The organism is Paenibacillus pinistramenti (assembly GCF_005869875.1).
Taxonomy (GTDB): Bacteria; Bacillota; Bacilli; order Paenibacillales; family Paenibacillaceae; genus Fontibacillus; species Fontibacillus pinistramenti.
The window spans coordinates 46,746-71,743 of the sequence record NZ_VAWG01000009.1; the positions used below are offsets into that span (position 1 = coordinate 46,746).

The following is a 24,998-nucleotide window of genomic DNA, read 5'->3' on the forward strand; positions in this document are numbered from 1 at the left end:
AACTTTTACAATAACTTTCACAAAATAAAGACCCGCTTACGGCGTACCGTCTGCGGGCCTGTCCAAGGCTAGAAAGTGCCATTTGCAATGGCTGGTTGTTTATGATTTTTCATTCTTATGATTTGTCATTCCGGCTGAGGATCGAGGTTCTGACCGCCATATAGCAGAGCAGGCCGAACAGCACCTCAATAATGAGAATATGGGATATGGACGTAAACAGATACCAGTCGTAATTATCGACCGTATAAGTCACCGCAATCCCGGCAAAAATCTGCAGCACGATCAGAATGATCGAGGCCAGTCCCAAACCGCGGACCTCACGGTTGCCCGACTTGTTCCGGTATGCGTAATGGGCCAGAACTGCAATGAGCACAAACAGCAGCCCCGCGGCAGCGCGGTGCATAAACTGAATGCCTTCACCGCCTGACAGCGGCGGAACCAGCTTCCCGTTACAGAGCGGAAACCCGTAGCATGCGCCCGCCGAATCGGTATGGGTCACATAAGCCCCCGTATAAACCACGATGTAGGTATATATGGCTGTAATAATGCTCAGGGTGCTCAGCCCTTTGGACACCTTGCGCGGCGGCTCTGCCGGAACCATCGCTTCCTGCTTGTCCTGTTCCCGGATGCCAAGCGACAGCATCACCGAGCTTGCGAAGGAGATCAGGGCAAAGCCCAGATGCAGCGCCATAATCGAAGCTGACTGCGTAAAGACTACCGCCAAGGCGCCCATCGCAGCCTGAATCACAACAAATAATAAAGCCAAGAAAGCATAAATGCGAAGGTCCCTGCGGTTTTTGCGCCAGATCATAAAAGCCACGAAAGCCGCCAGCGCCAGAATTCCGGCCAGGCCGCTGACACCGCGGTGGGAGAATTCAATAATCGACGCTATGGTATGCGCGGGCACAAATTTGCCGTTGCACAGCGGAAACTGCCTTCCGCAGCCCAGTCCGGATTCTGTCTTGGTGACAACACCGCCCCCAAAGGTAGCCAGAAACACGAACAATGTAGCGGCGTAAGCCAGCCATTTCAACTGTTTGGTTGTCATTCTATCACCTGCAATATTTTTATTAAAAAGCTTTGCCATCCAGCCTCATTTCATACAGGATGAAGATCGGCTGAAGGCTGTAACGAAATGGATTGAATCCATTTATCATTATACCGGATGGCAAAGCCTGTATCACATGTGACTTGTGACAAAATGTCCAACACTTGTGAAAATAAAGCCCTTTGCGTCCGCCGCTGTGATATTTATGATTGAGCTTTCAGCGTTTCATTCACGGCAATGGCTTTATTCAGGAAATCTTCGATCTCCTGGCGGGATTTGCGAAGCTTGTTGACGAACCGGATCAGCTCTTTGCCGTTCGAATAAGCGATAAAGCTCGGGATTCCGAGGACATTCTGCTCCCGGCTGATCTCCTCCAGCTCCTCCACGTCAATTTGAATGAGCTTCAGACGGTCTGCATATTCCTGCTCCACTTCCGGCATAAACGGATCTATAAATTTGCAGTCCCCGCACCAATCTGCTTTATATACGGCAACGGTCAGGCCTTCCGAAGCGGTTAGTTCACGGAATTGCTCTGCTGTCTTCACTTGCTGCATGTTATATCATCCCTTTCATCAATTTTCTCTTTAAGTAGATCAAACCTGCGAGTGGAAGTCAAATCGTTGGGCAATACTAGGATTATAGAAACATCCCGGAAGCGAGGGTTGCCCGTTGAAGCACCTGAAAGGCGGCAAGAATGAGAAAATATGGCGCAATATGCTGCTGTCCCTGCCCGCCGCGCTGCGGCATTCAGCCGCAGGCAAGCTCCAGGATTTAAGCGCATCCGGCAAGCTGCATCTGTCCAGACAAGCTCTGGACTGGAACGAAACTGCAGCTTGCTTTGTGCGCGCCGAACTTGAGGATCAGCTCCGCCGGAAGGGGCAGGGGGAGCCGGCGAGGTTCCAGCTTAATAGAGAGACGGCCGGCGGCCTGACCGGGAAGGAGGAAGAGATCTTAGCCGATACCGCTTTAGCCGTCAAACGGGATAACCGGAGCAATTTGACCCGGACGGCCGCCTATCTGAAGCTGTACCGGGAATTTCCGGAGCTGCACTGGGCGTTCCTCGCCCATATGGTATCCCGCAATGCCGGCTGGAATATGAGCGATCTCAAAGGCAGCCAAACGGAATTGCTGCTCGAAGACAGCGATATCTACCGCACCTACCGGTTTCTGGAACGGAGCAATGCGCTTATTTTTCAGGATGCATATCCCCAGCTGCTTCTTTATGCCCACAGCAAACGCCATGGCAAAAGCTTCTTCCATCTGCTGCCCTGCTTTCATGTTTCCCGGTTCATGCAGCCCTTCTGGGACTACTTCTGGCTGAGCCGCTCCAGCAGCCTGCTCGCCGTCGGACTCATTATTAATGAGCAGAATTATATTGAGAAAAGAGTTGTACAGCACCCCTTCTTCCAGCAGAAGGTGATGAGAACCGCGCCGTTCCGGCTCGGAGCCTGGAGCGGCATTAACCAGCTGCTGCTTCCATTCACCGCGCCCTCAGGCGGCAATACCGGTGAACCGAGGCTGGCCGGGAGAACGATGCGGAATTTCTCCAGCCTGGACGCCCGGATTGGCATCGGCAAGCATTTATATACCATTTTATTCGGTCTCCAGGAGGTGCTCCGGGGAGCCGGGCAGTTCGCCTTCAGCACGCCCCACACCGGCTCCCGCGTGGACTACTGGCCCGGGCAGTTTGCCGCATGCCCAGAGGAAGCCGAGGGGGCGCCAAGCCAGGGAATGGGCCTGCTGCGCACTCCTTTGGCCTCAAAGGAATCTGCAAGCCCCATCTATTCACCGCGGCTGCTTGACGTCTACGAAGACACTCCCTATGAACCTGTGACGAGAGAGGATTGGTTTGTGAGCGGCGAGTGCCTCCCGCAGATCAGCACGCCTGCCTGTCCTCTTCTCTGTGAAATGACCGGGGCCCACCGGATCGATCTCCTGAAGCGCGCCTACGCCCATGATGCCGCTGCCGGCATACACCGTTATAAAGTCAGCAAATCAAATTCCCGGTAAGCAAAAAAGCGAACACCCTTCATCAGAAGAATGTCCGCCTGTTCTGTTTATTCTGCTTATTCAGACCTCTTTCAATTGCGCATGCCCCGTCAGCTTTATCCTTCCGAACGCTGCGCCGCAGAAGGTGCGAAACGCATCAACGGCCGCAGCAGCTTACGGATCGGACGCGGATAGCTCTCCAGCTCTTCGCGGCGGATAACACGCAGCACAATCAGCATGACCGGATAAAGCGCCACAGTTGCGCCGCCTACAATACAGCAAGTGATCAAAAATGCAAGGCGGTGCGGCATAACATGAACCAGCTGAATACCGGCCTCATTCAGTCCGTAGCCGATTCCTGCCAGAAGGATTACGGTAACCACGAAGCCCATCCAGCGTCCGCCGAGAATGGAGAACGGAACGATCTGCTTCAGGGAACGCAGGTTCAGCAGCGTGATGACCAGGAAGCACAGCCCGGTACCGGCGATGATGCCGTAGATCCCGAAGAACGGAGCCAGCGCGAAGCTGACCGCCAGCTTGACCCCGATCCCAACCAGCACATGGACCATCGACAGGTTCGGTTTGCCCATACTGAGCAGAATCGAGCTGCTTGTAGACATCGTAATTTGAAAAATCGTCCCCAGCGTCAGCAGGGCAATAATGCCGCTGCCGTCCAAAGAGCTGTACAGCAGACCGTTTACGGAGTATGAGGCCGTGACGAGCGCCAGCACAATCGGCATGCCGGTGATAACCGAGATGCGCATGGCCAGCGTAATCTGCTTCTGCAGAAACGGCATGTCCTTCCGCGCAAAAGCACCTGAGATAATCGGAATCAGCGAGGTGCTCAGCGCAATGGACAGGATCGGCGGGATACCGGCGATGCTTTGCGCGCGGCTGCCGAGAATGCCGAGCAGATACTTGGCATGTTCCTCACCGATCTGCCCTTTAAGCATCGGGCCAACGATGGAACCGTCAATGAAATAAACAGCTGGAATCGCCAATGAAGATAACACAATCGGAATTGATAATTTAAAAATGCTCGCGTAGATCTGTTTAAACGGAATTGGCGCTTCTCCTGCGGACAGATCCTCCAGATGAGTTTGGCTGTCCTCCCGGCGCATTTTTCTAAAGTAAAACAGCATGACCGCAAAAGCGCCAATACTTCCGAATACTCCGCCGAATGAAGCACCGGCAGCTACCCATTTGTCCGAATAATCGGCATTCAGCATCACGACCGCAATGCCAATGGCTGCGATCACCCGCAGAATTTGCTCGATGATTTGCGAGATCCCGCCTGCGGCCATAATGTTGCGGCCCTGAAAATAACCGCGCATCATGGCGACAGCCGGAAACAGCAGCAGTGCCGGGGCCAAAGCCCGAATCGCGAGCGCCGATTCCGGAACGGAAACCATGCGGGCATAAACCGGAGCCAGAATATAGAGCAGGACAGTAATCAGCACACCGGTTATCGCTGCGAATATCAAAGCCGCATGATAAATCCGCTTGGCCTCCGAAGGGCGCTGCAGTGCGTAGCGCTCTGATACCATTTTGCTGAGCGTACTGGGTATTCCGGCTGTAGCAACAGTTAACAGGAGCAAATACACATTATTTGAGATGGTAAACGACGCATTCCCCACCGCTCCAAAAATATGCTCAAGCGGCACCCGCTGCGCCATGCCCAGCACCCGGGCCACCAGTGCAGCAACCGCCAAAATTAATGTACCTTTGATGAATGATTCCTTTTTAGACAAGCAGAATTCCCTCTTTCCAAAGGCCCCCGCAGCCCTGCCGTGAAGCCTTTCCATGAGCATTTCCTTGAACATTTCCTTGAGCATTTCCTTAAGCGTTTAGAAACTGAAGATCCAGATGAAAAATACGACAATCATCACGATTTGCAGAATGATTTTGACCGCCATGCTGCTGAACAAGCCGACGACTGAACCGACACCCGCTTTAAGCGACTGCTTGATGCCGGCCCCGGTCAGAAGCTCGCCGATGACCGCCCCCACGAACGGTCCGATGACCAGACCGAAAGCCGGAATGACAAACGGCCCGATAATCGCCCCGATGGTGCTCAGCCATACGGAGGCTTTGCTGCCGCCAAACTTCTTGACGCCCCAGGCCCCGACCAGGTAATCCGCCACAAGCAGCACAACCACGATCAGCGTCTGCAGGCTCCAGAATACCCAGCCGAAATGCTGGAAGCCAAAGAATGCGCCATAAACAAAAAAGGCCGCATACACGGCAACCACACCGGGCAGCACAGGAAAGACCGCCCCGGCAAGTCCTGTTACAAACAAAGCAATAACAAGAATCCAGCCGATGATCTCAACCCACATCTTCTCACTCTCCGTCCGCGAAGATAAATTTCCGGATCACTTCCACAATGCCATCATCGTCATTGGAGGCTGTCACGTAATCCGCATTCTCTTTCACCGCAATCTGGGCATTGCCCATCGCCACGCCCAGGCCTGCCGCCTGAATGGCCGCCAGATCGTTCAAGCTGTCGCCAACGGCAATCGTTTCGGAAATGTCAACGCCCAGCAGTCCGCATACGGTCTGGATGCCGCTGGCTTTGCTGATGCCTTGAGGGTTCACCTCAATATTCCAGGGCATAGAATTGGTGATTTCAAGACCGCCCATGTTCTGGAGCTCCATCATTACTTCATGGCGAATCTGGTCATCATGGATGTTATAGCCGAATTTCAGCCACTGGTTCTCCTGAATGACACCTTCGCGCCAGTTCTCTTTGTTATACAGGCCTTCCACCGAATAAGCCCAGAACCAAACCTCTTTGGACAGGGACAAACGGTGCATTTTCTCAACCAGTTCAGGTCCAAGCAGCTCCCGGTGGTACAGCTCTCTCGGATTCTTCCAGACCTCACTGCCGTTCACCGTAATCATCGGTGTATCCAGCCCAAGCTCCGCACCGAACGGTGCCGCTTCATTATAAGCTCTTCCCGTTGACAAACAAACGTGGACACCGGCTTCGGAAGCCTTATGAATCCATTTTGCCGTCTCTGGTGAAATTTGATGATTGCCATTCAGCAGAGTTCCATCCATATCAAGCGCAAGCATACGGTATTTCATTTGTGCTCATCTCCTCTATCCTATCCTTATGTCCAAGCTTTATCTGTTCGCTATTTCACACGTAACGCCATTTTACCACAATCAGTGCAAGGCACCAACCACGGGCACCCTTAGACAAGCAAAGGAGCCGTCCTGTCGGACAGCTCCCCCGGAAGTCATCTTAGTTGTTCCCGCTTTGGCTGTTGTCTTGAGCTGTAGCATCTGTCGTTGTTTGCGTTTGGGTTTGCAGCGTCTTCTTCGGCACGCCGTCCAGACCATACTCATAGTCATAAGCGTCAAAAATTTTCCGTGCTACCGGAGCAGCACTATAGGCGCCAAAGCCGCCTTCCGGAATGACCACCGCTACGGCCAGCTTCGGATTCTCACGCGGCGCAAACGCGATAAATACGCCGTTGTCGACATCGACCTTTTGGCCGTTGCCGTAAATCGTCTGCGTGGAAGTACCGGTCTTGCGGGCGAAATCATAAGGGAATCCGTCAAACGCCTCATGCACGTCCGTCGCCATGCCTTCCAGAATTTCATTCCAGTAGCTGTCCTTAAAGGTAACCTGATTCAGCACTTTCGGCGTGAACTGCTTCACGACATTGCCGTTCGAATCGGTAATCTTGTCCACCAGCTGCGGCTGCATCCGCTTCCCGCGGGTTGCCAGCATGCCGGCATACTGCGCCAGCTGCATCGTCGTATATTTCCCCTGCTGGCCGAAAGAAGCGTAAGCCAGTCGGGACAGCGAGGTTTCCTTCTCGTTCACATATTCCCGGTAGCCTTTGTATTCGTTCGGCAAATCCACTCCGGTAAGCACGCCAAGGCCAAATTCCTTCATGTATTTATCCCAAAGCGTGATGCCGTCATCCCCGAGTTTCTTCCACAGCTTCTCGCCGACCATATCGACCATAAACGTATTCGAGGAATGGCGGATGGCGTCCGCCGGGGAACTCAGATAACCGTAGGCATGTCCCTGCGAGTTATGGACGGAGGCCGAGTTATTTTTACCAAAATAAGCGACACCCGTATCATTATAGGAAGTTGAAGTCGTAAACAGCCCTTCATTAAGCCCGATCATAACCGACAGCGGCTTGATCGTCGAACCCATCAGCACAACCGATTCCGGGTGAACTCCGCTTTGGCCGGATTGGAAGGAACGGATCGTTCCGTTCAAGTACACATTCTGAATCGCTTCGTAATCCGAAGGCGAAATGCCGCCGCTGGACCATACGTTAGGATCATAATCCGGCATGCTGGCCATGGCGACCACCTTGCCGGTGTCCACCTCCATCGCCACAGCAAAACCGGTCTGCGCATTCGGATGATATTTGCCGCTGACCGGATGGGTATGGAGCCAGTCCAGCTGGTCCATGATCGCCTGCTCGGTTTTGAGCTGAATGTTCTTGTTGATGTTCAGGTGCAGGTCATCGCCCTTCTCCGGCGGCGTGATCTCAGCAACCCCGTCGGCCATGTTCCGCGGATCAACCGGAATGCTCTTATACCCGTTCTTGCCGCGCAGCTCATCCTGGTATTCGTACTCCAGACCGTCGAAGCCTACATCTTCGTTATCGGTGTACTGCTCGCCGGGGTCGTCGGACACCAGGTTTCTCAGTTCCTTGTACTTATCAAGGCTCGTCGAGGCCCCTTTAAATTTCTTGATGTAGCCGATCGCCTGAACCGCTACGGTATCCGTATCGTATTTCCGCACGCTCTCTTCGATGACGTCTACGCCCGGAAATTCCGTCTTATGCTCCATGAAGTAGGCGACTTCCTTATCCGTCAGTCCTTCCTTCAGACGGCGCGGCGCAAAACCGCTGCTCAGCTTGGAATCCAGGTCCATTGCGTCGATAATCTCATCAGCCGTTGTCTTGTCCTTCGCTTCCCCGTACTTGTTGAACACATCTACAATTTTCTGGGCAAGCTTGACCGCTTCCGGACGGTTGCTCATCCCCGTTGTTGAGCTGTAATCCTTCAGCAAGGTGATATACAGCGACTGCTCCGGCTCCGAATAGGCCAGCTTAACCCCGGTTGCATCCAAGATTGAGCCCCGGATGGGCGTAAGCGGAACCTTCTTGACGGTCTGGCTGCTCTCCTCTGCCTCCAGGCTCGGGCCGTCCACAAACTGGAGAATGGCAAGACGCACAATAATAACGGTAAAAATGACAAAAGCGCTAAAAAAGAACACATTCAGACGAATATTAAAATGACGCTGGCGCGAAGCCTCCTGCTTTTGCGGATCATCCTGATAGCTCTTCTTCATTTCTTTCCTTCAACCCTGCCTTCTATATTCTTGGTACCGGCGCAGATCAATGCGGATCCGGCACAGCAATCTAGTAAAATAATCAGAACTCTATTCTAGCATACGTAAGCGGAGAACTGCGAATATTCGCGAATGATGGTGAAATTTGGCTTGAGGGAACCGGGGGCAAGGCTCAGCCGCCTGGTAAATCTATTAAACTAACGATTATAAACCGGGATAGTTACACTTTTTTTGGCGAAAAAAAATAAAACCGGCAGTCCTGGACCGCCGGTCTTGTATTGCTTTTTAGGGTTTCGAGACGTTTTTCTTCGGAACGCCGTCCAGGCCGTATTCCTGGTCATACGCATCAAAAATTTTACGCGCCACAGGCGCGGCGCTCTGGGCGCCGAAGCCGCCCTCCGGAATGACTACGGCTACGGCCAGCTTCGGATTCTCCCGCGGCGCAAAAGCGATAAAGACCCCGTTATCCGTCTGAACCTTATGTCCTTTAATGTAGACGTCCTGGGTCGAGGTTCCCGTCTTGCGCGCAAAGTCATACGCAAACCCGTCAAACGCGCTGACATCGGTCGCCATCCCTTTAATGACTTCCTTCCAATAACTGCTGTTAAAATCCACCTCGTTCAGCACCTTCGGCTCAAACGTCTTGATGACCTTGCCGGTGCTGTCCGTAATTTTGCTGACAAGATGCGGCTCCATCCGTTTGCCCCGGCTGGCCAGCATCGCGGCGTACTGGGCAAGCTGCATCGTTGTATATTTGCCCTGCTGTCCCCAGGAGGCATAGACAAGCCGGGAGAGGGCGGTTTCCGATTCATTTTTATATTCAAGGGTGCCTAAATATTCATTGGGAAGATCAATTCCGGTTGATACGCCAAGGCCGAATTCCTTCATATAGCTGTCCCATTTGGCGATGCCGTCTGAGCCGTATTTGCTGTACATTTTCTTGCCGACCATATCGACCATGAAGACGTTGGAGGAATGGCGGATCGCTTCGGCCGGGCTTCGCAAATACCCGTAAACGTGTCCTTGGGAATTTCGGACAGTGGAGCCGTCTTTACCGAATTCCGCGATCCCTCTGTCCTGATAGGAGGTCGTCGTCGTAAACAGCTTCTCATTCAGGCCCACCAGCACCGACAGCGGCTTGATCGTCGAACCGAGCAGCACCACGGACTCCAGATTGTGCCCGGAGCGGCCTGAGCTGTACGGGGTAATCGTCCCGTTCTGATAATTCTCAATGCTCCAGCCCTCCTGCGTATTGGGATCGTAGTCAGGCATGCTTGCCATCGCGACGATATTCCCGGTCTCCACTTCCATCGCAACCGCATATCCGGTCTTGGCATTGGGATGAAGATCGCCGCTGACCGGATGGGTATGCAGCCAATTGAGCTGGTCGGTAATGGCCTGCTGGGTTTTGAGCTGAATGGTCTTGTTCAGGGTCAGGTGAAGATCGCCGCCCTTCTCAGGAGCGGTATACTGGGCGGTTCCGCTCACCATATTCTGCGCATTGATCGGCACGCTCTTGAATCCGTTGCGGCCGCGGAGCTCCGCCTGATATTGGTATTCCAGCCCGTCATACCCGACGTCCTCGGTGTCTATGTACTGCAGCGTTGGATCGGACGACTTCACCGACCGCAGCTGCTCATAAAGGGGCAGACTGTAGGATGCGCCCTTGAACTTTTTCGTATAGCCGATCGTTTGTACCGCAACCCGGTCAGAGTCGTAATGGCGGATGCTCTCTTCAACCACATCAATGCCCGGAAAATCATTCTTATGCTCCATAAAATAAGCAATTTCCTTCTCGTTCAGGTCCTCCTTGATGCGGCGCGGCGCGTAGCCCCCGCTGATTTTGGAGTCAAGATCCATCGCCGTTACGACGTCATTCACCGTCATTTTGGGGCTGGAAGGGTCGCCGTATTTGTCAAAGATCTTGACGATGTCGGCAGCCAGCGCCAGCGCTTCAGGCCGGTTCTTGGCACCCGATCCGCTGCTGTAATCCTTCAGCAAGGTAATATATAAAGACTGCACAGGCGTTGAATAAGCCAATCTAACCCCGGTATCATCGTAAATCGTCCCCCGGCCGGGAGGCAGCGGGATCTCTCTGAAGGTCTGGTTCGTTTCCAGAGCTGTCAGGTCGGGGCCTTCGACAAATTGAATGATTGCGAGCCTGATGATGATAACCGTAAAAATCGCAAATGCGCTAAAGAAAAAAACATTCAGGCGGATGTTAAAATGGCGCTGCATCGAGATTTCCCTGGCCTGTGGATCCTCACCGTACCTGTTCGTTTTCATTTCGCTGCCCCCGCTGGTCTTCATTCGGAAATGAAGAGATTTGATTGTCATATTTTAACACATATTCCATCCGCCAGTCAGGCTGCCGGCATAAAAATAAGCGGAGTCTCCTATGTTGGGAAATCTCCGCTTGTTAGCTTTATCTATCCGGTTGTCTTCTATCCGTTTGGCTTCTGCCTATTTCAATTCTATCCGTTTGGCTTCCGTCGTTCAGACCCAGGCGTCAGCTCAGCACCTTCTGCTGAACATGCGTCTTGGCGAAGTCAGGGGCGTCGAACCAGTCTCCGCTGCCCGCCCAAGTGGCATCAAGCGGAATCCATTCGTTATCCACATAAACTTCGTTCCAGGCATGAGACCCGTAGCCGCCCTGGCCGTCGTAGCCCAGTCCTGTAATGACCTTGACATCAAGCCCCTGCGAGCGGGCCATCACGGCATAGAGCCGGGCGTAGTCGATGCAGACCCCTTTTCGGGTATCAAAGGTCATCTGCGGGGTCTGCTCGTGCCAGTTATTATTCTCTTCGTAATCCTTCACTTTATCGTAATCATACTTGATTGCCGTACCGACCCAGTCATACAGCCGCTTGGCCTTCTCGCGGTCCGAGCCCGCTCCGGATACAATTTGGGCTGCCTGCGAGCTGATCTCATCCGGAATCTGGGCGTCAATAACCTCGTATTTCCGTTCAAAAATTCCGTTCAGCTCGTCTTCGACATGCTGAGTCAATACGGGCAGCTTGCCTTTGATCAGTTTGCCTGACAGCGGCTCCAATATGACCTCCGCCCCCTGGCGGTAAACCGGAGAAGCTTCCACATACTTGCTGAAACCGCTGTTTGGAAAAATAGACACCGCCACGAACAGCAGCGCAATCAGGACGATTCCGCGGAACATGCCGATGACAGCCCCGATGAGCCCCCCGAAGAGGCGGCCGGTAAGGCCGGAAGGCGCTTCACGCTTCCCCAGGCCATTGATCCACTTGATCCCGGGCAGAAAAATCCCGAGCAGTCCCATGAGAAACCGGATGACCCAGTAGCAGAGGAAGAAGAGGATCACATACCGCACAAGCTGAAAGTCCCGTACCGCCGCAGCCAGCGTATAGAGCGTCCGCTCCGCCCCGCTCAGGTCACTTCCGGGCATCTGCGCATTTACGGTCAGCCACTGCTGAAGCCTTGGCGACAGATAAGCGGTCAGCGGTATGGCCGCAGCCAGGCTCAGCGCCGTCATAATGCCGCCGCCAATAATGGACAGCAGCCGCCCGGCGGACCGCGAGGTTCCTCTTAACATGCCCTGCAGAATGGAGCCCGCAATGACCACGAGCAGTATGATGTTGATCCAGTTGTAGCCCGTCAGCTGCTGAAATCCTGCCATAGGATCTCCTCCTTTCTCTTGTTCTCATCTGCACTGGCCAACCCAGTCTGTTCACAAAAAAGCTATTGTCCGCTGCTGCTCTTCGCTTCCTGGATAAACGCCTCCAGCGTATCGCTGCGGCTCCATTCCCCGAGAGAGACTCCATGCAGCGAAACCTTCACCTTGTCGCTGCCGCTTTCTCCGGTAACCTCCAGATTCGGCGTTTTGATCGTGAACGAGCCGTCCGGATTTTGGGTAAAGGCTGCTTCTTTGGCTTCATTTTTCATTAAATTTAGCGCTTCGGATTTCATCGTATCCACCGTTTGGTCTTTGACGGTCGAAACCGCCTGGCCAATATCATTAAGGGTAACTCCGCTGTAAACAATCAGAAACGCGGCGATGATCAGGATCAGAACCCATTTGATCACGGTCTTCACCAGATTGGCTACCAGGAACAACGCAACCAGAGCAACCACGATAATCAGCCAGTTCTGCTTGAAATAATCGACCCAAACTTGATAATCCCAGCTTTGAAAATCCATCGAATATAACACCCCTGTATCCATTTTATCGGACCTATGTCATGCTGCTCTGCAGTAAATGCCATGTTTATTATACATGATCGCCAAATCATAGCCCAGCTTAACCCTGCAGCTCCCCAATTCCAGTGCGGTTATCACAAAAATGGCATATCTGCCCGGAACCAGGCGTACAAGTAGAGCATGGCCCGCTTCCTGGACAGGACCGGCGCGGCCTCGCAGCCTTTAATTACCAAAAATAAGCGTAAGCTCCACAAAACTAAGCCTATGCTTCCGATGCGAGTTTTGCTGCGAAGTCTATTCGGAGCGGTAATGCTCCACAAAACTTATGCCTATGCTTCCGAAGCAAGTTTTGTTTCGAAGTTGTTTCAAGGTAGCTATGCTCAACAAAACTAAGCCTATGCTTCCGAAGCGAGTTTTGCTGCGAAGTCTATTCGGAGCGGTAACGCTTCACAAAACTTAAGCCTATGCTTCCGAAGCAAGTTTTGTTTCGAAGTTGTTTCAAGGTAGCTATGCTCAACAAAACTAAGCCTATGCTTCCGAAGCAAGTTTTGTTTCGAAGTTGTTTCAAGGTAGCTATGCTCAACAAAACTTTTAGGAGGATCCCCATGAAAATCGCTATAGGGCTATATTTCTTTATGTTCATTGCCTTCTTTGACCTGCATGCCCAATATCCGATCCTGACGCCGTTTGCGGTGTCGCTGGGAGCTGCTCCGGCGTTTATCGGCTGGATGATGGGCATCTATGCGCTGACGCATCTGCCGGGCAACCTGATTGCCGGTCATGGAGTTGACAAGCACGGGAGCAAGCGCTATATCGTCTTCAGCCTGATTGCAGCCGGTGTTGTCCTGCTGCTCCAGGCGCAGGTGACCGAGCCCTGGCAGCTGCTGGCGCTGCGCTCGATCAGCGGTTTCGTGCTGGCCTTCCTGTCGCCTGCCTGCCTGGCCCTGCTTGCTTCCCTGTCCAAAGACGCTGTAACCCAAGGCAAGCTGATGGCCGGTCATGGAGTCACCCATACCCTCGCTTCGGTGCTGTCGCCTGCGGCCGGAGCTTTTCTCGTTAAATTTGCGGGGTTCTCCATGACCTTCCAGACCCTGGGCTGGATTCTCATCTCCGCCGGCCTGCTGGCCTTTGTAACGATTCGCGGCAAGGCAGCCGAGCTGCAGCTTGACATGTCCAGGCAGCATGCTGCCAAGTCTGAGCATGCAGGCGTGCTTCCGGGCATTTCGCTGATCTATTATTTATTGCCGCTGGGCGTCGCCTGCTCCCAGGGCATCCTGTTCTTTGAGCTGCCGCTGCATGACGGCGGCGGAACCGGGGGCATTCTGCACACCGGTATATATTTTTCGATTCTAAGTCTGGGTTCGCTGGTTACGCTGGGCATGCTGTTCCTGCACCGCTACTCTCCGTTTCTAAGAGCGCTTGGCGGCATCCTGCTGCTCGCCCTCTGCTTCTTCGGGCTAACCATGCCCGGCCAAATCCCGATGCCTGCCGTCTTATTCGTCATGGGCATGTCGAAGGGCATCATTTTCCCGGCGATCTCCTCTCTGTTCATCGAACTGAGCGGCGGAGACAAGATGGGCAGAGTATTCTCCTTCCAGTCCATTGCGATGTCACTCGGCTCTTTTATCGGTCCGATTGCTGCGGGGCAGCTGCACCTGACCTTTTCCCCGTATTTCCTGGCCTTCGTCATTCTGATGCTGCTGCTGATCCTCGTTCCGCCGGCCCGGCGCCTGCCAAAGCAGCCCTTGACGGTCGGCGGCCCTCCGGCTGCCTGACGCCTCACTATTTTGCATGAAAGGGGGAGTTACGTTTACACTAAGGGCAGCGAGGTGAAGACATGGCGGAGATTACAATCATTGTCGAAGGCAAAAATGACCGCAGCAAGCTGCGCCGCCTTCTCAGCGGCGAAGTCAACATCCTGTGCACCTTTGGTTCCCTGAGCAGTCTCCGGCTCGAACAGCTGCGCAGGCAAACCAGAAACGACGAAGTTTACCTGTTTATGGACAACGATTCCTCCGGGAAGAAGATCAGAGCTATTCTGCGGGATGCTTTTCCCGATGCGGAGCATATGTATACCCGGCGCGGCTACGCGGGCGTGGAGGGCACGCCGGATGAATATGTGATCGCCCAGCTGGAGAAGGCCGGCCTGGAGGAGTATATTTTGTATCCCCCTCCGCAGCCCGGTCTGGAATAGACTTGGTAAGCATATATCCGCGCAAAAAAATAAAACGCTCCTGGCGGCAGAGCCGCTGAGAGCGTCTTATTTTTTGGTATTTATGAACCGTTATTTATGAACTGTTATTTATGAACTGTTATTTATGAACCGTATCGAGGAACATCACGATAAGGCTCAGCGTCAGATAGTTGATCGAGAACAGAAAGACCCGCTTCGACCACTTCTCCACATCCTGCTTCCCGAAGCCGACAAGGGCCATAATCAGCCAGACAGCGGACAGCAGGGTGCCGATAATTAGGAACCAGACGCCGGTAACATCACTTACATACATAATGTAAGGAATCGGAAGCAGCAGGGCGATATAAGGAATCATTTGAATTTTGGTACGGTTAACGCCTTTCACGACCGGCAGAACCGGGAATCCGGCGGCGCGGTATTCTTCCACCCGTCTGATGGCGAGAGCCCAGAAATGCGGCGGCTGCCACAGGAAGAGAATAGCAAAGATCATCCAGGCTCCGAGATCAATTTGGCCCGATGCGGCTACATATCCGATCACCGGCGGCATGGCCCCGGAAATAGCACCGACAGAAGTGCTCCACGTCGATGAACGCTTCAGCCAAATCGTATAAACGACGCCATATACAAAAGCTCCGACGATTCCGAACAATCCGGCCAGAACACCGGAGAACAGGAACAGCATGGCAAGTCCGACCAGTCCCAGAACCGCCCCGTAAATCAGCACCGTCCGCGGGGAGAGCTTGCCAAGCGGCAGCGCCCGGTTTTGGGTCCGCGCCATCTTGGTATCCATCTCACGGTCATAATAGTTGTTAAATACGCAAGCCCCCGCCATCACCAGCGCCGTGCCGATCATCGTTACAATCAGCATGATGAAATCAATATGCCAGTGGGCGGCAAGCCAATACCCTGCAAAAGTTGCAATCAGGTTCGAGCGGAGAATGCCCGGCTTGGTCAGCGCAACGAAATCACGCCAGGTCGCCGACTCCGCAGACGGATTAACAGACAATGCCGCTCCATCCGCTCCCGCCTGATATCTTAATGGTTTGCCCATGTTACTGCCTCCCTAATTTTAAAATCCAACAAGCACTCTTTCACACAAAAATATAATTGTGAACAATCTCTTCTATAAACTTTATCATATCAACCGGGAAACATGTTCAATTAAGGCGGGAAAAACGTGATTTTTGTATGACAATTTAGTGACGGAGACCGTGCGGTCCTGAGTCAGCCATTTCATTAGCATATCCATTTTTAAACGCGAAAATAGCCCGGATAACCGGGAACTGCAACATTTCCTGTTCGAAAAATAAAAAAGAGGACGCCTCGCCGGCGTCCTCCGGATGCTGCACGGCCTGTGCAGCTCTTCCTCTGCCAAATTCAGCCTCTGGGCAGAAATCCCATCAGATGCTGAATTTCTTTAAGATTCTTCGCCGCAACCGCCTCCGCCCGCTCTGCTCCCTCGCGCAGAATCTTGCGGATTTCGCCGGACTCGCGGATGTCGCGGTAACGCTGCTGCAGCGGCTCAAGGACGGATACAACCACCTCGCCCAGCTCCTTCTTGAACGGGCCGTACATCTGTCCTTCATAGCGCTGCTCGATTTCGGCGACAGACAAGCCGGACAGCTGGCTGTAGATTCCGATCAGGTTGCTGACTTCCGGTTTGTTCGCCGGATCGTATTTCACTTCGCGGCCGGAATCCGTGGTTGCCCGGCTGATCTTCTTGCGTATCACATCCGGCGGATCCAGGAGCGCGATGTAGCTGCCTTCATTCGGATTGCTTTTGCTCATTTTCTTGGAGGCATCATCCAATGACATGATCCGCGCGCCAATTTCAGGAATGTATGGCTCAGGAAGCTTGAAGAATTCCCCGAACCGGTAATTGAAGCGTCCGGCCAGATCCCGGGTAAGCTCCAGGTGCTGCTTCTGGTCGTCCCCTACCGGAACCAGGTCGGCATTGAACAGCAGAATGTCTGCCGCCATCAAGGACGGGTAGACGAACAGCCCCGCGCCTACCGTTTCTTTGCCGGCGGATTTGTCCTTGAACTGCGTCATCCGCTCCAGCTCGCCCATGGAGGTAAGGGTCGTCAGCAGCCATCCGAGCTCCGCATGCTGCGGCACATGCGACTGCATGTACACGTTGGCTTTGGCCGGATCAATTCCGGCCGCAATATAAAGTGTTGCCACGGCTTCCGACTGCTCGCGGAGAGCGGCCGGGTCCTGGGCAACCGTAATCGCGTGCATATCGACAATAACAAAGTTGCAGTTATGTTCATGCTGCAGGCTCACAAAATTTTTCATCGCTCCGATGTAGTTGCCGATGGTAAGCTTGCCGCTGGGCTGAATGCCCGAAAATACAGTTTTCACAGGTCTGACCTCCTCAATCATTTCCAGTTTCTTAATTGAACCAATTTTGTTCAAGACAATAAAGAAGCTGCGGACAACAAAAAAAGGCCCCACATCCGCAAGGGACGTGAGACCGTGGTGCCACCCTAATTCGCCGAAGTTAGCTGCCCGTACGCTGCATACAAACCCGGCCTTAAAATCCTTAACGCGGATTAACGGCTGAACATACTGAGAGGACCATCCGGCCTTCCGTTCCCTTCAGCGCTCAGGGGTCCATTCGCCGCATCGCTTTCCGCCGGTTCGCATCAACCACCGGCTTTCTGCCTGGAAAAATCATATGCGTTTACTTGTCCCCGTCATCACTTTGTGTTAGAAATGAATTTGATATAGTCATCATAGCCGGGAGCATCTGGCAAGTCAAATCCATTTTTACGGGCAAGGCCAAAAATGTTATGATAGGCTTAACCTGATTTACCTGATTTGAACATCTTTAATTGGGAAAAGGAGCTTAATTATGAAAAAAGTGACCAAAGGGCAATGGAATGGTTACGACACGTACATTTTACATAGCCGGGAGCTTGAAGTCACGCTGCTGCCTCGCCTCGGCAACAACATTATCGGAATCAGAGACCTGGTGAATCAGCGCGAAGTGCTGCGCCGCCCGGACGAGAATGACCTGGACTTTTATCTGCAGAAACCTTACCATTTCGGTATTCCTTTGCTTATTCCGCCGGGCAGAATCCGCCGCGGAAGATTTACTTATGCCGGACAAACGTATCAATTTGACCAGAATACCGCTAACGACAATCATATTCATGGCCTTCACCGCACACAGAGCTGGTGCGTCAGTGATATTGAAGAGGATGAGGACGGCTGCTCCGTTACGACCGAATTTGTAACAAGCGATGATCCAAACTGGATGCGCCAGTATCCGGTGCCGCTTAAGCTGGAAATGATTCTGCGCCTGCAGGGAGCTTCGCTCACCCAAACCTTCCGCATCACCAATTTGGGTACAGCTGCCGCTCCGTTTGGTCTGGGCCTGCATACCTGGTTCCTGATTGACGGAGAGCCTGAGAACTGGAATCTCAAGCTGCCTGTAAGCAGGCTGTACGTTACGGACGAGGAGATCATTACTACGGGAGAAACAGCCCCGCTGGGAGATTTGGAGGCTCTGAATGACAGCCTGAATCTCAAGGGCACGAACTTTGATACTCCGCTGCAAATCGGCGGGAAGCCGGCTGAAGCCCTGCTGCTCCGAAAGGACGGCTATGGCCTGAAATACTCTGCCGATCCGGCTTATTTCAAACATTGGGTGCTGTATACCAAAGGGGAAGCCGATCAGTTCCTCTGTATCGAGCCTTATACTTGGCTGCCGGATGCTCCTAATCTCAGCATTCCTCACGAGGAGAGCGGCCTGCTCGATATCAAACCGGAGCAGTCGCTTGAGCTGACGCTTAACCTTCAGATGGTTTATCCAGAACCTGAACCCGCATAACTGCGGGTTTTTTTTATTGCGATTGTCAGGAAATATTTAACTCTTTAATATTTGAAATTTGAAACGCATATTTTCGGCGCTCAGGATCATACTAACCTCACAACGAACGAAGGAGGTGACAAACATGGCACAAGGACGCAGCGGCAGCAACAACCTGGTCGTTCCTCAAGCAACTGCAGCTTTGCAGCAATTGAAGATGGAAGCTGCACAAGAGCTGGGCGTACAAATTCCAGCAGACGGTTACTATGGTAACTACACTTCCCGTGAGACTGGTTCCCTTGGGGGCTATATCACAAAGCGTTTGGTTCAACTGGCTGAACAACAATTGTCCGGTAAATAACAATGGAATTTGTTCCTTATAAACACCATCAGTGCGCTGACGCCGGCTTCGGCGCCGGCGCACTGTACATTTTTCGCGGAATAACAGCAGAAGGTATGCGGGCTCGCATACCTTCTGCTGTTATTCCTTTATTTTTATCTAACTAATGCTGTTTAATGCTGCTAAGACAGATCCTTCCATTCTCCGTACGTTCCGTATGTATGGCTTGTTCTCGGGTAACGAATCATCAGATTCGCCATATTATAGTTGGATTCAAGCGTGGCATCCACAACAATCGTCCCCTGACGGAGCGCGAACTCGTAACTGATTTCTCCGTGCGTCCACGACTTCTTGAATTTCAAAGCTTCAATAGCCATATTCCGGAAAGCTTGAAGCTGGCCGGCATTCAAACCCTCATCGTCATCGGACAGCTGCCCGTTCCTCCCGGCTATGGGGTTGTGCCGGATGCCGAATTTGCCAACCACGTTGTTGCGGATCTGAATAAATACTGTTCCTGAGGATAAATTCCCCAGCTCTGCTTCTAATTCCTTAAATACCAAATCAAGCTGCCTGGACAATGAAAGTTGCTCTGCCTTCAGAATTCCCACTCCCCTTAATGATGTGATTTCCCTTTATTTAGGGCTTATGTCACATTATATTCTATTATCCGATCGTTTAACAGAAATATGGTACATTTTTGGGTATTTATTCCTAATTTGTCATGCTTCAAAATTCTAAAATTCGCCAGTATTCGCGGTCAACAGATAGATATCGACGTTATTCTCCAACTTCCCTGGATAGCAGCGGCAGTGAAAAAAGCGGCCCCTCAGGACCGCTTCTCATGCTTAGCTATTCGCTTCAATTGCATCACAAACAGCTCTTACAAATCCTTCGTCAATTCCAGGAACTGTTCGACATCCGCTGCGGAGACTGCTACAGCCTCACGCCAGAAGTCCGGCTTCGTCAAATCCACGTTCAGATGCTTCTTCGCCAAATCTTCTACCGTCATGCGGCCTGTATCTTCGAGCAGAGCGTCGTATTTGCCGGCAAAAGCAGGTCCTTCGGCCTGCGCACGGGCGAACAAGCCGTTGCTGAACAGGAAGCCGAATGTGTACGGGAAGTTGTAGAAAGGAACGTCCGTAATATAGAAATGCAATTTCGACAGCCAAAAATGCGGATGATACGAGGCCAGGGCATCACAGAAAGCCTCTTTCTGCGCTTCCTCCATCAGACCCGACAAATCTTCGGCGCTGAGAAGGCCTTCCTTCCGTTTCTCATAGAAACGGGTTTCAAACAGGAACCGGGCGTGAATGTTCATGAAAAAGGCCACGCTGCGCTGCACCTTCTCTTCCAGCAGCTTGATCTTCTCTTCCTTGCTGGAAGCGCGGGCGACCTGGGCGGAAGACAGGATGTTCTCCGCAAAGGTGGATGCCGTTTCGGCCACGTTCATGGCATAATCGCGGCTGAATTCCGGCAGCTCCTTCAGCAGGAACGAATGATAAGCATGGCCCAGCTCATGGGCAAGCGTAGACACGTTGGAGGCCGTCCCGCCGAAGGTCATGAAGATGCGCGTTTCATTGCTCTCTGAAAGCGTGGTGCAGAAGCCGCCAGGACGTTTGCCGGAGCGGTCCTCCGCTTCGATCCAGCTGCTGTTAAAGGCGTGCGCCGCGAACTCGGCCATTTTTGGACTAAAGCCGCCGAATTCCTTCACGATCAGCTCGGCAGCCTCCCCGTAAGGAATTTGATCGCCGGCAGTGCCGCCAAGCGGTGCTTCTACGTCGGCCCAGCCAAGCTGCTCTACTCCCATCAGCTTCGCTTTGCGCTCCAGGTATTTGACGAATACGGCCTTCGATTCCGTGATCGCCTGCCACATCGCATCAAGCGTTTGCCGGGTCATGCGGTTGTACGCCAGCGGCTCCTTCAGCACATCCTCCCAGCCGCGTTTGTTGTAGAGCTTCAGGCGGAAGCCTGCCAGGCGGTTCAGCGTGTCGGCGCCGTAATCCGCCAGCTCGGACCATTTTTCCTCCCACTGGGCGAACACCTCGTCCCGGACACTGCGGTCCGGATCGTGCAGCTTGTTATGGGCCTGACCCGCGGACAGATTAACCGTATTCCCGTTCTCATCGGTAAATGGAAGGCTGAACTTACTGACAATCGTGTCGTAGTGCTCACCCCAGCCATGGTAGCCGTCAATGGACAGATCGAGTACCAGGCTCTCCAGCTCCGGCGGCAGCTTGTCCTTGGCTTTCTCACGGGTCTCGTTCAGGTAGAAGGCGATCTGTGAAGCCTTGTCCCCCTGGATCCAGCCTGCAAACACCTCATCAGGGGTGGAGCGAAGAATATTTTCAAATAAGGCTGAAACGGATTGCAGCTGAGCTTTGTAGGAAGTGATTCTATCCGACAGCTGGACCGCTTTCTTATCCTTAACATTCTGTGCGGTAAGACAACTAATGAAGCTGCTAGCCTGCCCGGCCTTGGCTGCTGCTTCCTGCAGCTTGTCCAGAAATTCGTCAAAGCCTTTGGTCTCCTCAACCGAAGCCGGCGCGGAGGCCTGCTTCACAAACTGCTCCAATTCCTTAATGCTCTTGTCCAATTGCTGCAAATAATTCTGGAACTCGGCTGAATCCGAACCCCCGGGAAAAACCGATTCCAAATCCCAGGTCAGGCTTACAGGCTGTTTCAGTGTGCTCATCTTCACATACATCCTTTCCCAGTCAGATAGGTTGATACTTCTGTGTAACAGAGTGTATAACTATAGGTATATCCTGCTCAACAGGCATAAAGGAGGCATTAATTATGAGACCTTTACAAATATCAGCAGAGACAGCGGTGAAGCTGGCTGAGAAGCTGAATGTTCCCATCGAACGGCTGATGCATATGCCGCAGCATATTCTGATGCAGAAGCTGGCCGAGCTGGCCAAAGAGGAATCCGCGAAGGACGACAAAGCCGGGCAATGATTCCGTTCAATAAAGCCCTGCCTTATGATGTTACGATGGGTGACGTTTATGTACCCGATTGTCCTTTCTGTGGTAAAGACAATGTCCTGCTTCCCATGAAGCCTAAAGAAATCATCAGCGTACGCGAGGGGAAGAAGAAACTGCTGGTGTTCCCCTGCTGCTACCACAGGCTGACGATTCTGGACAGCGATGACGATTATCTTCTGACTGATACTGTAATCCGCTGAACCGGTCAGGCGCCTGCGCCTGCCGGTTTATTTTTTCATCTCCTCCGGCAGCTCGTGTTTGGCCGCAAGCATTTGCTCACGCAATACCGCCCACTGCTCGCGGGAAGCCCGGATCATCGCTGCGTCCATAATTTTCTGGTCATTGATTACGCGGGAGAACCAGCGGACCGCTTCGGAGAAGCTGCCCGTTCTGCGGTAAAGCTCCCCGATGAGGTACATCAGCCTAGCATCGTTCGCGCCGACGCCCTCCAATTCAAAGACTTTGATATAAGATTCAAGGCTGTATTTGAGAAAACGCAGCTCCTGCTCCTCATTCCCCTTGTACCGGTAGAGCCAGGCAATATGCTGGAGCAGGCTTGCAATCAGCCGTTCCTTCTCGTTGATGGACTGCGCGCACAGCAGGGCCAGCTTGTAGCTCTCCACCGCAGCCTCCCAGTCGCGCTTGCCGCTGAAGTCACGCGGATGAAGACGCCCGCCCAGCTCTTTCTTAAAGCCCTCTTTCTGTCTGTCGCTGATATTCGCCCCGAAATTTTCAGTAAAGGCAAATCCGCAGTGCGGACAGACCTTGACCACGTAAAAATCGGGATTCTCATTCTGATAATAGCCGCAGAAATCCGTATCCATCCGGGTCGCCCGCTTAAAGCTTGGACGCACCCGGGAGGTCGCGAATTCTTCCTCGCACATGAGACATTTTGCTTTGGTTGTATATAGGGGCTCAAGATGCATGGCCAGTTCCTTCCTTCCGGCTTAATTTCATTATGGCGGGTGGTTAGTTAGACGATGGTGTATTAACGAAATGCATAGCCGGACCGGATAAGCGCTGAAGAACAGCACTGCGCAGCGGCTCCTCAATGCCCGCTTCAGTTAACGCTTCGCCCATGCAGGCAAGCCAGGCTTCCGCGCGTTCAGGAGTCACCGGGAACGGAAGATGCCGGGCCCGCATCATCGGATGGCCGAAGGCGTCGGAATACAGCGGAGGGCCTCCAAAGAACTGCGTCAGAAACATATACTGCTTCTCCATTACCGGGGTAATATCTTCCGGAAACAGCGGCCCAAGCAGAGGATTGCGCTGCACTTTGGGATAAAAAGCTTCAACAATCCTGCGGACGGCCTCCCCGCCGCCCAGAATTTCATATAAACTTTGTCCCTGTTCCGGGTTCATTATGAGCTTCATCACCTTTCAAGACTATTATCCTAATTATAGCAAAGATTTAAGCGAATTACGTTATGCACGGCCGCATAATGCCCAGCCGCAAAAAAAGAGCGCTGCTCCCAGCGCTCCATACCCTCTTCAATATTGCCGTCTAGTAGCTGCGCCAATCCTCTTCGCCTGAACGGGCTAGAGAGGCGCGTATGACATATACAAACGCACATACGAGAACACCTGCTACAAAACTCATATACATCACTCCGCTCATCAGGATTTGTGGAAAATCATAAGAGACCGCGATGCTGTTGCTGCTTACAGTTTCTAGTTTATCATAGCGGGGTTTAAAAATCAGCTATCAAGTGAGCGCTTTCTTATTTTTTTGTACTGTTTGTCCTATTGTGTTCATAGAACTAAGGAGACCGATACATATTCTATGATTGTGGAGGCGTTTAAGGTGCGGATTTCCAGGCTGGGGCTGCCATTTATCCTTCTGGCGCTCATCACCATCTGTTTGCTCATGCTGACCTTCCCCCAATCGTCCTGGGATGCAGCGGTAAGGGGATTGTCCATCTGGTGGGACGTCCTCTTTCCTTCCCTGTTCCCTTTCTTTGTGATCTCCGAGGTTCTGCTCGGCTTCGGCATCGTGCATTTCCTGGGCAAGCTGCTCGATCCCTTTATGAGACCGGCCTTCCGTATTCCCGGAAGCGGCGGCTTCGTTGCCGCCATGGGCTTTGCCGCCGGATACCCGGTCAGCGCCCGCCTCACCGTCAAGCTGCGGGAGCAGAAGCTGATCAGCCGCGTCGAGGGGGAAAGACTCGTCTCTTTCACAACCTCGTCAGATCCTATCTTTCTGATCGGGGCAGTCTCCGTCGGATTCTTTCACAATCCCCGCATTGCCGGGGTTTTGGCATTGGCTCATTACGGGGGCTCCGTGGTCATCGGCCTCTTCATGCGCTTCTACAAGCGCAGGGATCAGGAGCAGCCCGCTTCAGGGACCTCAGGGACTACAGGGACCGGCCCGGCCAGCATGAACAGCAGCACCCCGGCGGAGATCCGCAGGGTTCCCCGTCTGAAGGCCGCGCTGCTGGCCATGCATGAGGCCCGGATCGCGGACGGCCGGGAGCTGGGACAGCTGCTCAGCCAGGCCATCCTGACCTCCCTCCGCCTGATGACCGTAGTCGGCGGCCTTGTCGTCTTCTTCTCCGTCTTTCTTGAGATTCTGTCCGCGTCGGGGGCAATGGCCGTCCTGTATGAAGGCCTTCAAAGGCTGCTTCCGCTGCTGGGTCTGCCTTCCTCGCTGGCCGAGCCCTTTATGAGCGGTATATTTGAAGTGACGCTCGGGGCCAAAAATGCGGCTGCAGCGCCGGACGGCGTTCCGCTTGCTTACAAGGCGGCAGCGGCGGCGTTTATCCTGTCCTGGGGCGGGCTGTCGGTTCATGCGCAGGTGGCCAGCATTTTAAACGCAACGGACCTGCGCTATACCCCATTCTTAGTCGCAAGATCGATCCACGCGGTGCTTTCGGCCCTGCTCCTTCTGCTGCTGTGGCCCTTCTTCGGCCCGGACAGCTCCCGTGCAGACACTGCATTTGCAGGCTGGGGAGGCCGGAACGCCTCTTACGCCTGGCAGGCCAGCGCCGGCAACCTCGGTTATGGCATAAAGCTGATTGCGGTCATGCTTATTTTGTCTATTTTAGTCATTCTCATTCAGAAATTCAGGACGCGCAGACTGGCCAGGCGGCCCAAGAGATAGCAGATGCAAAAGCCAAGCGGTAC

At 53.1% G+C, this 24,998-nt stretch carries 23 protein-coding genes and 1 other annotated feature; of the genes, 8 read left to right on the plus strand and 15 right to left on the minus strand.

Annotated features, from left to right (window positions below):
• Positions 1–115 precede the first annotated feature (115 nt).
• Positions 116–1,048: a COX15/CtaA family protein gene (locus FCN15_RS11930; protein ID WP_138495242.1), complete on the minus strand. Its 933-nt coding sequence runs from the start codon at positions 1,046–1,048 to the stop codon at positions 116–118.
• A 203-nt stretch (positions 1,049–1,251) separates the two neighbouring features.
• Positions 1,252–1,602, minus strand: a complete 351-nt coding sequence (locus FCN15_RS11935; protein WP_138495243.1) for a thioredoxin family protein — start codon at positions 1,600–1,602, stop codon at positions 1,252–1,254.
• Positions 1,603–1,717: 115 nt separating this feature from the next.
• Here FCN15_RS11935 and FCN15_RS11940 point away from each other — a divergent pair, with 115 nt between their 5' ends.
• Positions 1,718–3,058, plus strand: a complete 1,341-nt coding sequence (locus tag FCN15_RS11940; protein WP_138495244.1) for a DUF2515 family protein — start codon at positions 1,718–1,720, stop codon at positions 3,056–3,058.
• A 95-nt stretch (positions 3,059–3,153) separates the two neighbouring features.
• Here FCN15_RS11940 and FCN15_RS11945 read toward each other — a convergent pair whose 3' ends face one another.
• The 7 genes from FCN15_RS11945 to FCN15_RS11975 all read right to left on the minus strand — a co-directional run bounded on the left by FCN15_RS11945 (position 3,154) and on the right by FCN15_RS11975 (position 12,539).
• Positions 3,154–4,788, minus strand: coding sequence for a putative polysaccharide biosynthesis protein (locus FCN15_RS11945; RefSeq protein ID WP_138495245.1), 1,635 nt, complete (start codon positions 4,786–4,788; stop codon positions 3,154–3,156).
• Positions 4,789–4,884: 96 nt separating this feature from the next.
• Positions 4,885–5,376 carry a DUF456 domain-containing protein gene (locus FCN15_RS11950; protein ID WP_138495246.1) on the minus strand — a complete coding sequence of 164 codons (492 nt, stop codon included), beginning with the start codon at positions 5,374–5,376 and terminating at the stop codon, positions 4,885–4,887.
• A gap of 4 nt (positions 5,377–5,380) precedes the next feature.
• A complete protein-coding gene (locus FCN15_RS11955) occupies positions 5,381–6,127 on the minus strand; it encodes a Cof-type HAD-IIB family hydrolase (protein ID WP_138495247.1) in 747 nt (248 codons plus the stop codon).
• A gap of 160 nt (positions 6,128–6,287) precedes the next feature.
• Positions 6,288–8,369, minus strand: coding sequence for a peptidoglycan D,D-transpeptidase FtsI family protein (locus FCN15_RS11960; protein WP_138495248.1), 2,082 nt, complete (start codon positions 8,367–8,369; stop codon positions 6,288–6,290).
• Positions 8,370–8,654: 285 nt separating this feature from the next.
• The gene (locus tag FCN15_RS11965; RefSeq protein ID WP_138495249.1) at positions 8,655–10,655 is read right to left on the minus strand and encodes a peptidoglycan D,D-transpeptidase FtsI family protein; all 2,001 of its coding nucleotides are present in this window, start codon (positions 10,653–10,655) and stop codon (positions 8,655–8,657) included.
• A 223-nt stretch (positions 10,656–10,878) separates the two neighbouring features.
• Positions 10,879–12,018, minus strand: a complete 1,140-nt coding sequence (locus FCN15_RS11970; RefSeq protein WP_138495250.1) for a transglutaminase domain-containing protein — start codon at positions 12,016–12,018, stop codon at positions 10,879–10,881.
• 62 nt (positions 12,019–12,080) lie between these two features.
• Positions 12,081–12,539, minus strand: a complete 459-nt coding sequence (locus FCN15_RS11975; protein WP_138495251.1) for a hypothetical protein — start codon at positions 12,537–12,539, stop codon at positions 12,081–12,083.
• Positions 12,540–13,144: 605 nt separating this feature from the next.
• On the opposite strand from FCN15_RS11975, the gene FCN15_RS11980 reads away from it, so the two are divergent.
• Entirely contained in the window at positions 13,145–14,314 is a 1,170-nt protein-coding gene (locus tag FCN15_RS11980) for an MFS transporter (RefSeq protein ID WP_138495252.1), read from the plus strand.
• Positions 14,315–14,376: 62 nt separating this feature from the next.
• The gene (locus tag FCN15_RS11985) at positions 14,377–14,733 is read left to right on the plus strand and encodes a toprim domain-containing protein (RefSeq protein ID WP_138495253.1); all 357 of its coding nucleotides are present in this window, start codon (positions 14,377–14,379) and stop codon (positions 14,731–14,733) included.
• 118 nt (positions 14,734–14,851) lie between these two features.
• On the opposite strand, the gene cyoE is transcribed toward FCN15_RS11985, so the two are convergent.
• Both cyoE and trpS read right to left on the minus strand, forming a co-directional pair.
• Positions 14,852–15,784: a heme o synthase gene (gene cyoE / locus FCN15_RS11990; RefSeq protein ID WP_138495254.1), complete on the minus strand. Its 933-nt coding sequence runs from the start codon at positions 15,782–15,784 to the stop codon at positions 14,852–14,854.
• Positions 15,785–16,110: 326 nt separating this feature from the next.
• Positions 16,111–17,097, minus strand: coding sequence for a tryptophan--tRNA ligase (trpS, locus tag FCN15_RS11995; RefSeq protein WP_138495255.1), 987 nt, complete (start codon positions 17,095–17,097; stop codon positions 16,111–16,113).
• 97 nt (positions 17,098–17,194) lie between these two features.
• Positions 17,195–17,445: a binding site (T-box leader), on the minus strand.
• Between the two features lie 145 nt (positions 17,446–17,590).
• Here trpS and FCN15_RS12000 point away from each other — a divergent pair.
• Both FCN15_RS12000 and FCN15_RS12005 read left to right on the plus strand, forming a co-directional pair.
• Positions 17,591–18,571: an aldose 1-epimerase gene (locus FCN15_RS12000; protein ID WP_138495256.1), complete on the plus strand. Its 981-nt coding sequence runs from the start codon at positions 17,591–17,593 to the stop codon at positions 18,569–18,571.
• A gap of 124 nt (positions 18,572–18,695) precedes the next feature.
• Entirely contained in the window at positions 18,696–18,911 is a 216-nt protein-coding gene (locus tag FCN15_RS12005) for an alpha/beta-type small acid-soluble spore protein (protein WP_138495257.1), read from the plus strand.
• Positions 18,912–19,072: 161 nt separating this feature from the next.
• On the opposite strand, the gene FCN15_RS12010 is transcribed toward FCN15_RS12005, so the two are convergent.
• Entirely contained in the window at positions 19,073–19,492 is a 420-nt protein-coding gene (locus tag FCN15_RS12010) for an O-methyltransferase (RefSeq protein WP_138495326.1), read from the minus strand.
• Between the two features lie 278 nt (positions 19,493–19,770).
• Complete coding sequence (locus FCN15_RS12015) at positions 19,771–21,582, minus strand: M3 family oligoendopeptidase (protein WP_138495258.1); 1,812 nt, start codon at positions 21,580–21,582, stop codon at positions 19,771–19,773.
• A 104-nt stretch (positions 21,583–21,686) separates the two neighbouring features.
• Here FCN15_RS12015 and FCN15_RS12020 point away from each other — a divergent pair, with 104 nt between their 5' ends.
• Both FCN15_RS12020 and FCN15_RS12025 read left to right on the plus strand, forming a co-directional pair.
• Positions 21,687–21,848, plus strand: coding sequence for a YycC family protein (locus FCN15_RS12020; protein ID WP_138495259.1), 162 nt, complete (start codon positions 21,687–21,689; stop codon positions 21,846–21,848).
• Complete coding sequence (locus tag FCN15_RS12025; RefSeq protein WP_138495260.1) at positions 21,845–22,075, plus strand: hypothetical protein; 231 nt, start codon at positions 21,845–21,847, stop codon at positions 22,073–22,075. Before FCN15_RS12020 ends, FCN15_RS12025 begins: the two co-directional genes overlap by 4 nt.
• 27 nt (positions 22,076–22,102) lie before the next feature.
• Here FCN15_RS12025 and FCN15_RS12030 read toward each other — a convergent pair whose 3' ends face one another.
• Positions 22,103–22,801 (minus strand): DUF2225 domain-containing protein, encoded by a 699-nt coding sequence (locus FCN15_RS12030; RefSeq protein WP_138495261.1) that lies wholly within the window; start codon positions 22,799–22,801, stop codon positions 22,103–22,105.
• Between the two features lie 43 nt (positions 22,802–22,844).
• On the minus strand, positions 22,845–23,237 hold the full coding sequence (locus FCN15_RS12035; protein ID WP_138495262.1) for a globin domain-containing protein: 393 nt from the start codon (positions 23,235–23,237) through the stop codon (positions 22,845–22,847).
• Positions 23,238–23,679: 442 nt separating this feature from the next.
• On the opposite strand from FCN15_RS12035, the gene ylbJ reads away from it, so the two are divergent.
• Positions 23,680–24,975: a sporulation integral membrane protein YlbJ gene (gene ylbJ / locus FCN15_RS12040; RefSeq protein ID WP_138495327.1), complete on the plus strand. Its 1,296-nt coding sequence runs from the start codon at positions 23,680–23,682 to the stop codon at positions 24,973–24,975.
• The last annotated feature ends 23 nt before the right edge of the window (positions 24,976–24,998 follow it).

What these genes read in the sequence shown, in the direction of transcription:
- FCN15_RS11930 (WP_138495242.1), bottom strand. Translation starts at nt 1,048, where the DNA reads ATGACAACCAAACAGTTGAAATGGCTGGCTTACGCCGCTACATTGTTC.
- FCN15_RS11935 (WP_138495243.1), bottom strand. Translation starts at nt 1,602, where the DNA reads ATGCAGCAAGTGAAGACAGCAGAGCAATTCCGTGAACTAACCGCTTCG.
- FCN15_RS11950 (WP_138495246.1), bottom strand. Translation starts at nt 5,376, where the DNA reads ATGTGGGTTGAGATCATCGGCTGGATTCTTGTTATTGCTTTGTTTGTA.
- FCN15_RS11955 (WP_138495247.1), bottom strand. Translation starts at nt 6,127, where the DNA reads ATGAAATACCGTATGCTTGCGCTTGATATGGATGGAACTCTGCTGAAT.
- FCN15_RS11960 (WP_138495248.1), bottom strand. Translation starts at nt 8,369, where the DNA reads ATGAAGAAGAGCTATCAGGATGATCCGCAAAAGCAGGAGGCTTCGCGC.
- FCN15_RS11965 (WP_138495249.1), bottom strand. Translation starts at nt 10,655, where the DNA reads ATGAAAACGAACAGGTACGGTGAGGATCCACAGGCCAGGGAAATCTCG.
- FCN15_RS11970 (WP_138495250.1), bottom strand. Translation starts at nt 12,018, where the DNA reads ATGGCAGGATTTCAGCAGCTGACGGGCTACAACTGGATCAACATCATA.
- FCN15_RS11975 (WP_138495251.1), bottom strand. Translation starts at nt 12,539, where the DNA reads ATGGATTTTCAAAGCTGGGATTATCAAGTTTGGGTCGATTATTTCAAG.
- FCN15_RS11980 (WP_138495252.1), top strand. Translation starts at nt 13,145, where the DNA reads ATGAAAATCGCTATAGGGCTATATTTCTTTATGTTCATTGCCTTCTTT.
- FCN15_RS11985 (WP_138495253.1), top strand. Translation starts at nt 14,377, where the DNA reads ATGGCGGAGATTACAATCATTGTCGAAGGCAAAAATGACCGCAGCAAG.
- cyoE (WP_138495254.1), bottom strand. Translation starts at nt 15,784, where the DNA reads ATGGGCAAACCATTAAGATATCAGGCGGGAGCGGATGGAGCGGCATTG.
- FCN15_RS12000 (WP_138495256.1), top strand. Translation starts at nt 17,591, where the DNA reads ATGAAAAAAGTGACCAAAGGGCAATGGAATGGTTACGACACGTACATT.
- FCN15_RS12005 (WP_138495257.1), top strand. Translation starts at nt 18,696, where the DNA reads ATGGCACAAGGACGCAGCGGCAGCAACAACCTGGTCGTTCCTCAAGCA.
- FCN15_RS12015 (WP_138495258.1), bottom strand. Translation starts at nt 21,582, where the DNA reads ATGAGCACACTGAAACAGCCTGTAAGCCTGACCTGGGATTTGGAATCG.
- FCN15_RS12020 (WP_138495259.1), top strand. Translation starts at nt 21,687, where the DNA reads ATGAGACCTTTACAAATATCAGCAGAGACAGCGGTGAAGCTGGCTGAG.
- FCN15_RS12025 (WP_138495260.1), top strand. Translation starts at nt 21,845, where the DNA reads ATGATTCCGTTCAATAAAGCCCTGCCTTATGATGTTACGATGGGTGAC.
- FCN15_RS12030 (WP_138495261.1), bottom strand. Translation starts at nt 22,801, where the DNA reads ATGCATCTTGAGCCCCTATATACAACCAAAGCAAAATGTCTCATGTGC.
- FCN15_RS12035 (WP_138495262.1), bottom strand. Translation starts at nt 23,237, where the DNA reads ATGAACCCGGAACAGGGACAAAGTTTATATGAAATTCTGGGCGGCGGG.